We start from the raw sequence: 6,955 nt of genomic DNA on the forward strand, positions 1-6,955 counted from the left end.
ACACCTGATGACGACTGCCATCCTGCAACAACTGATCGCTGGCACAACGCTCTCGGAAGACGCGATGCGTCACGCATTGCAACACGTCATGTCCGGTGATGCCGAGCCGGCTTGGACGGGTGCGTTTCTGGCGGCTTTGCAGCAGAAGGGCGTCACGCCAAGCGAACTCGCCGCGGCGGCGGTGGTCATGCGGGAGCACGCGACGCCCATCGACACCGGCGACGTGGCCGGTGTCGTTGATACGTGCGGAACGGGTGGGACCGGCAGTGGGACGTTCAACATCTCCACGGCCGCCGCGATCGTTGCGGCGGCGTGTGGTGTGGGCGTTGTGAAGCACGGCAACCGGGCAGCTTCGTCCAAGACCGGCTCGGCTGACGTGCTCGAAGCGTTGGGCGTCGACCTTTCGGGCGACCCGAAGACGCAGTTCGAGCGGGCCGGCATCGCGTTCGCCTTCGCCCGCAATCACCATCCGGCGATGAAGCACGTCGCGCCGGTTCGGCAGGCGCTGGGCGTTCCGACGATCTTCAACCTGCTCGGCCCGCTGACCAACCCGGCGGGCGTGCGACGGCAGTTACTCGGCGTGAGTCGGCCGGAGTTGCTGGACCTCGTCGCAGGCGCTTTGCTCAAGCTCGGCAGCGAACGAGCTTGGGTCGTCCACTCCGACGACGGTCAGGACGACCTGTCGCCCGGCGTGCCGACACAGGTGGCGGAAGTGGTCGACGGCGAGGTGCGACGCTGGACCTTCGACCCGACGCCGCACGACCTTGCCGGAACGAAGGCAGAACTTCAGGCCGAGTCGCCAGAAGCGTCGGCGACCCTGATCCGCCGCATCCTCGACGGCGACGAGACTGGCCCGCCTCACAATGCGGTCCTCATCAACGCTGCAGCGGCGGTGGTCATCGCGGGCGGGCATGACGACATCGTCGATGCCCTCGACGCGGCACGCCATGCCATCGAGTCGGGTCGCGCAGCAGAGACGCTGGATCGCCTCGTCGGGTGACCTACACGAATTTTGACTTGAGCGTGCGCGTCTGAGAACGAGCCCCGAGTGTGAGCGAGCGCGTGTTCGGATCAGAAGTCGTGTTACACGTTGAACCGGAAGTGCACGACGTCGCCGTCTTGCATGACGTAGCCCTTGCCCTCGCTACGGAGTTTGCCGGCGGCTTTGATGGCGGACTCGCTCCCGTGCTCGACGAGGTCGTCGATGCCGAACACCTCGGCCCGGATGAAACCACGCTCGAAGTCGGTGTGGATGACGCCGGCTGCTTCGGGAGCGGCGGCACCGATGCGGACGGTCCAAGCACGAATCTCCTTCGGGCCGCTGGTGAAGTAGCTTTGAAGGCCGAGCATTTCGTACGCGGCACGCGCCAGCGACGCGAGTGCCGGCTCCTTGAGTCCGAGGTCACCCAGCATCTCGTCGCGTTCGTCGTCTTCCAACTCCGCCAGTTCGCTTTCGATCTTGGCACACACCGGCACGACCGTCGCGCCCTGCGTCTCGGCGTAGGCCCGCAGCTTCGTCGCGAGCGGGCCTTGGCCGTCGACGTCGTCTTCGTCGACGTTGGCGACGAAGAGGACTTTCTTGAGCGTGATCAGGCCGAAGCCTCTGAGGGCCTTGCGCTCCTCGTCGGTCCAGTCGAGTTTGCGGAGCGGCGTGCCGTCGTTGAGCGGGTCCTGGCACTTTTCGAGCAGAGCCTTCTGCTGCGTTGCTTCCTTGTCTCCGCCGCGGGCTTTCTTCGTGACGTTCTGCAGGGCACTCGAGACGACACCGACGTCGGCCAGGGCGAGTTCGAGATCGATCACTTCGGCGTCGTCGACGGGATCGACCTTGCCCGACACGTGCTGGATGTCGTCGTCCTCGAAGCATCGGACGACGTGTGCGATGGCGTCGGCTTCGCGGATGCTGCTCAGGAACTTGTTGCCCTTGCCCTCGCCCTTGCTGGCACCTTTGACGAGCCCGGCGATGTCGACGAATCGCACCTGGGCCGGGATGATCTTTTCGGTTTCCTGATACTTATTGAGGACATCGAGCCGCCCGTCCGGGACGGACACGACACCGACATTGGGCTCGATCGTCGCGAACGGGTAGTTGGCCGCGAGGATGCCCGCCTTGGTGAGGGCGTTGAAGAGCGTGGATTTGCCGACGTTGGGCAGGCCGACGATGCCGACTTCGAGACTCATGCCGCAGCGTAGTGCCGTGCCCTGTCCGTCATCCTGAGCGAGCGGAGCGAGTCGAAGGACCTCGCCCCGTGGGCTCGCGAAGGACCGGGCGAGGTCCCTCGGCTGCGCTCGGGATGATGGAGGGATTCAGAACTCGCGTCCGAGTGCTGTCCAGAGGTCGAGGTCGTTCGGGTCGTCCGATAGGAAGAGTGGGTTGTAGTCTCTGTCGAAGCCATCCTCGTCGACCGTCAGCCACGTCTGTCCCGCGACGTCGACGGCTTCCAGGACGGCCGTCGGGATGAATCGAGCGGCTCCGTGGCCGACGGCGACATTGATGCCGTCACCGTGGCGCTCGCGGACTTGGCTGGGCTTGTGGAAGAGGTCGCCGAGGATTGCGTCGCCATTGTGCTGCGTCAGCTTCGGCATCGGCTCAGGCGGCATGAGCGTGAGCGGGTTGGCGTCGGGCGAGATCTCGTCCTCGTCACTGGTACCTTCGGGCCAATCGATCATCGGCCGGGTGCCATATCCGAGGCGGGTCCGAAAGCTCGCGTCGTTGCCCGGCGGCCAGGCGTTGTTCTCGGTGTTTTGCTGGATTTGCGGGTCCTGCTCGCTGGGGCAGAACCAGCTTTCGCCGCTCTCCAGGTAGCCGTCGACGAACAGCTGTCCGAGCCACCGTGGCCGCTCGTCGGGCTCGACGAACCCGCCGCCGAACGTCGTGTTGCGACTGGCGACGTAGTTGAACTGCTTCCAGCCGCGCGTGTAGCCCAGCGGGACGAAGAGGTCGTGGTCGTTGGCGTACAGCACCAGCGTCTGATGGCCCGATCGCAGGTTCGCCAGGCAGACCGTCTTTTGAGCCGACGCCCGAGCTCGCGACAGCGTCGGCAGCAGGATGCCCACCAGCAGGGCGATGATCCCAATCACCACCAGTAGCTCGACCAGCGTGAAGGCTCGGGCGTGACGGATCACGTCTACATCATTGTGCGATCAGGCGCGTCGCAAAGAGAAATCGCGATTTCGAATGGTTAGCGGTGAGCGCTAGCGAGCCTGTTCGGTTCGCAGAGGGCTCTCTGACGCTCACCGCTTAGCGAGAAGATCGCGTCATCACACCGTCGCAGCTGGTAGCGGGGCGTTGGGTGCGACGAAGCTGTCACCCGTCTTGGCGTCGATCTGCTCCTTCAGCGGAACGAGCATCTCGATGATCCGCTCCAGCACGCGAATCTGACTCTGCGTCGCGTCGATCTCGACGACCAAGTCGTCGTCGTAGTGGTCCAGCAGCGGCCGCGTCGTCTCTTCGTAGACCCGCATGCGACGGCGAATCACGTCGTCCTTCGCGTCGTCGACGCGGTTTTCCTTGAACGCACGACGCTTGAGCCGCTCGACCATCTTCTCGAAGTCGGCCTTGAGGTGGATGATGCGGACAACCTCGATCGTGTCCTCCAGCAGCTTGGCCTGGCGGACGCTGCGGGGCACGCCGTCGAGAATGAGCAGCTCGGTCTCCGGGTGGAACTGGTTGATCATCTCCATGCCACGGATGAACTGCCGCCACACGTCGATCGTGAATTCGTCGGGTACGAGCTCGCCGTGACTGGCGTACTCCCAGAAGACCCGGCCGGCGTGCGACTGGAGGTCGAGGCTGCGGAAGATGTCGCCGGTGGCCGAGTGGAAAAAGCCGGGGATGGCCGAGAGGATTCGGCCCTGGGTACCTTTGCCCGATCCGGGTGGGCCGAACAGCAGGATCGCCTTGTACGGCTCGGCCGGCGGTGGGACGGGGTCCTCAAGCACGTGACCGTTCGCAACGCCGTTGGTCTGCCCGTTGTCCATCGCGCCGAAGATACCACGTCCGCCCGCTCAGGCCACCGCCGACGTTGGCGCGGTTGCCTTCAAAACCGCGTTCAACTCCTCCGTGGTCGATAGCGGCCCGTCGAGGTCGTAGCCGAAGACCTCCGCGTCTCGCCCGATAAGTTCGTCTGCCAGACGCCGCGTCTCGGGATTGGCAAACGCGTCCGCGAAGGGCTTGGGCGGCCGCTCTTCGGCAGGCAGCGTCGCATCGACGCTGATCCGTTCGCAAACGTGGGCGAAGTCGGACGACAACGTCTCGAACCGGCCGACGAAGTCGACCAGGCATCGCCCGTCGCGATCCAGCAGGGCCGACGACTGCGTCCGCTTGTCGCGGCGGTGTTCCCAGGCGACGTAGGCGTCGAAGCTGCCGAGCCTGGTCACCGTCTCGTGGTGGTGATGCCGCATCTCACGAAGCATGAAGTGGTACTGACTCAGAAGACGCGCGTAGGGATTTCGCACGAACGCGAACTTGAACAGGCCGTCCCAAACATGCGTCGGCAGGTGTCGCTTGGCGGTGGCGGCGGTGGCGTGGATGCGGAAGCGTCGCCAGCGATGCGGGCCGAGGTAGTTGACGTGGATGCCGATCTTGTCGAGCCACTTCGCAGGCGTCGTGACCTCCGGCCGATGGGCGTACGGCTCCAGTGCCCGCGCGACGTTCGTCCCGGCCGTCTTGCCGACGTGGATGAAGAGAAACTGCTTCTCGTACGACAGGATCATGCGATTCGCCGGCGGCGACGTTACGCGAGGGAACGCGAGACGATGTCGCCCGCGTCGACGTGTCGCGACCAGTCGATGCGGTCGTTGCGGAGCTTGGGCTTCGGGTGGTCCATCGGATAGAGCAGCCGTGGCGACCACGATCGGCCGTCGGTGTCGCGTGGCGTGACCACGCGATCCCGATGGCCCCACGGCGCGACGCGCTCCGGGTCGGCAGCCGTGAAGACGGTGACGACCTTCGGCACGCCCACTGCGGCTGCGACGTGGGCGAGGCCCGAGTCGACCCCAACGAACAGCTCCGCCTGAGCCAGCACCGCGGCCGACGTGCCGAGCGTGCCCGTCAACGGCAACACCGGCGGCGACGATCGGCAGAGATCCGCCACGCGTCGGCCGTCGCCCTGTTCGTCGGGCCCTTCGATCAGCGTGCACGCGACGCCGCGATCGGCGAGCTGGTCGACGACTGCGGCCCAAGTCGCGTCGGGCAGACGCTTCGCTCGACCGACGACCGTGTCCGCGCAACCGACCTGCACGACCGCGGGCGTCTGCAGTGCCGTCGCCTGCTTGCGCTCTGAATCTCGAATCGGAAAAACCGGATCCAACTCTGGTCGCTGCGACCCTGCGGGTTGCAGTCCGTCGACCAATGCGAGGTTCTGCTCGACGTCGTGGATGCCTCTTTGTGCAGGCACACGCGTCGCACCCAGCAGGCGACGCCCCGTGCGCATCGCCCCGGTCGGATAGTCGTGGATCAGCACGTTCGCACATCGCGACGTCGCGGCGAGCGCCGTGTATTCCCAGCGATTGCTCGGAAATGGAACGACATACCAGTCGCCACGAAGCCCGCGGTGCACGCGAAGTCGCTCACGAAGAGACGCCGGCAGGACGACGACGTTCGCCACCTCGTCGAGCCGATCGAACACCTCCCCGATCACCGCCGAGCTGGCTTCAACGACGACCTGGTGACCGGCACCCAGCCGACGCACCATCGGCACCGTCATCACGGCGTTGCCAATCCCGGCCATCACAGGGACGACGATCTTCAAAGTGGCAGTGTCCAGTTGGAATGCTGTGCCGAGGCGACTTGGACGACCGAAGTCGGAGTCGGGAGGAGCATCAGACGCCAGTGTAAGGCTCCGCTGTCGCAGACTCCCTGAACAGGGCTAAGGCCTGTGATCGTGTCTCGGCGAACGCAAGTCCGTAACGAATAAGCAGGTAGAATGACCAGATGACTGAAGTCAAAGCAACTGCTCCGACGACGGCCACGACGACAACGGTGATCTGACCACCAATTCCGGTGGTTGGCGGACTTGCCGTCACGCCAAGCATATCGGCGAGTGTCAATGCACTGAAGATCCACAGTGACCCGGCTAAAACGAATCCGACGACCGGGCTGTCGGCCGCTAGCAACGGCGCTGGTGCCTGCACGGCGAGTGACTGCAGTCGACGCGAAAGCAGGGCGACGACGACGCCAACGATCATGAAGAAAAGCGGGTACAAAATAGCCTGAGTTACGATTCGTGGCAGTCGATCGAAGATCGGTATGACTTCGGTCTGATTCAGCGCCTCAGCAATCAAGACAAGACACAGGACTGAAGCCGCTCCACGGAGGACCTGTCGTCGCGGCCCTTCCACCCTTGCTGTCTCGAACGTGACATTGCTACGCCTGCTCGTGAGGAGCCAAACGCCGAGAAGGAGGAACAATCCTGGTCCGGCAATCGACACAGCACCAATCGTCATCAGAACCACGGTGTTTGCTGACTCCCCTGCCGCGAGATCCCAGGTCTCGGTCTTCCAGTCGTAGACAGGCTGCGCGTAGTCCCAAGCTTCCGTAATGATGGCATAGCCGATGGGTATGAGTACTAATGACGGGAGCGAAAGGCCTACCGCTACGACACCGATGATGAGCTTCATCAGCCATCGCGGATGACTGTCGGCAAGTGCATCGCTCGACTTCCGACTCAATCCCACCAGCAGCCCGCACTCCGGACACGCCCGGCGGTCGTCGAGGCCGGTGAGGTTGTAGCCGCAACGGAGGCACGTGCCGCCGTCGCTTTCGGAGAGCGTCATCTTCTGAAAAGGTAACAGACTCGCAGGACGAGCCCGACCATTGACTTGAGAGTACGAGACACGACCGGTAGCCGCGGGCATACAGCCCGCGGTCGTGGCTGGGAACACAACAAGGGTCGCGCGTGAGAAACCGCCGGCGGGAAGCCCCCGGCAACCTTGCGGCAACGTTATCCAAACGACC

The 6,955-nt window shown here is 64.4% G+C and carries 7 protein-coding genes; 1 reads left to right on the plus strand and 6 read right to left on the minus strand.

What is annotated here, in order from left to right; all coding sequences use genetic code 11:
* Positions 1–7: 7 nt before the first annotated feature.
* Entirely contained in the window at positions 8–1,000 is a 993-nt protein-coding gene (trpD, locus tag AAGI46_04470) for an anthranilate phosphoribosyltransferase (GenBank protein MEM1011458.1), read from the plus strand.
* An 83-nt stretch (positions 1,001–1,083) separates the two neighbouring features.
* Here trpD and ychF read toward each other — a convergent pair whose 3' ends face one another.
* The 6 genes from ychF to AAGI46_04500 all read right to left on the minus strand — a co-directional run bounded on the left by ychF (position 1,084) and on the right by AAGI46_04500 (position 6,774).
* On the minus strand, positions 1,084–2,178 hold the full coding sequence (ychF, locus tag AAGI46_04475) for a redox-regulated ATPase YchF (GenBank protein ID MEM1011459.1): 1,095 nt from the start codon (positions 2,176–2,178) through the stop codon (positions 1,084–1,086).
* A 126-nt stretch (positions 2,179–2,304) separates the two neighbouring features.
* Positions 2,305–3,123, minus strand: coding sequence for a prepilin-type N-terminal cleavage/methylation domain-containing protein (locus AAGI46_04480; GenBank protein ID MEM1011460.1), 819 nt, complete (start codon positions 3,121–3,123; stop codon positions 2,305–2,307).
* Between the two features lie 135 nt (positions 3,124–3,258).
* Positions 3,259–3,978, minus strand: coding sequence for a nucleoside monophosphate kinase (locus AAGI46_04485; protein MEM1011461.1), 720 nt, complete (start codon positions 3,976–3,978; stop codon positions 3,259–3,261).
* 27 nt (positions 3,979–4,005) lie between these two features.
* Positions 4,006–4,713 carry a sulfotransferase family 2 domain-containing protein gene (locus AAGI46_04490; GenBank protein ID MEM1011462.1) on the minus strand — a complete coding sequence of 236 codons (708 nt, stop codon included), beginning with the start codon at positions 4,711–4,713 and terminating at the stop codon, positions 4,006–4,008.
* A 20-nt stretch (positions 4,714–4,733) separates the two neighbouring features.
* Positions 4,734–5,750, minus strand: a complete 1,017-nt coding sequence (locus AAGI46_04495; protein ID MEM1011463.1) for a glycosyltransferase family 9 protein — start codon at positions 5,748–5,750, stop codon at positions 4,734–4,736.
* A gap of 70 nt (positions 5,751–5,820) precedes the next feature.
* Positions 5,821–6,774 carry a hypothetical protein gene (locus AAGI46_04500; protein ID MEM1011464.1) on the minus strand — a complete coding sequence of 318 codons (954 nt, stop codon included), beginning with the start codon at positions 6,772–6,774 and terminating at the stop codon, positions 5,821–5,823.
* Positions 6,775–6,955 lie beyond the last annotated feature (181 nt).

The organism is Planctomycetota bacterium, assembly GCA_038746835.1.
GTDB lineage: Bacteria > Planctomycetota > Phycisphaerae > Tepidisphaerales > Tepidisphaeraceae > JBCDKH01.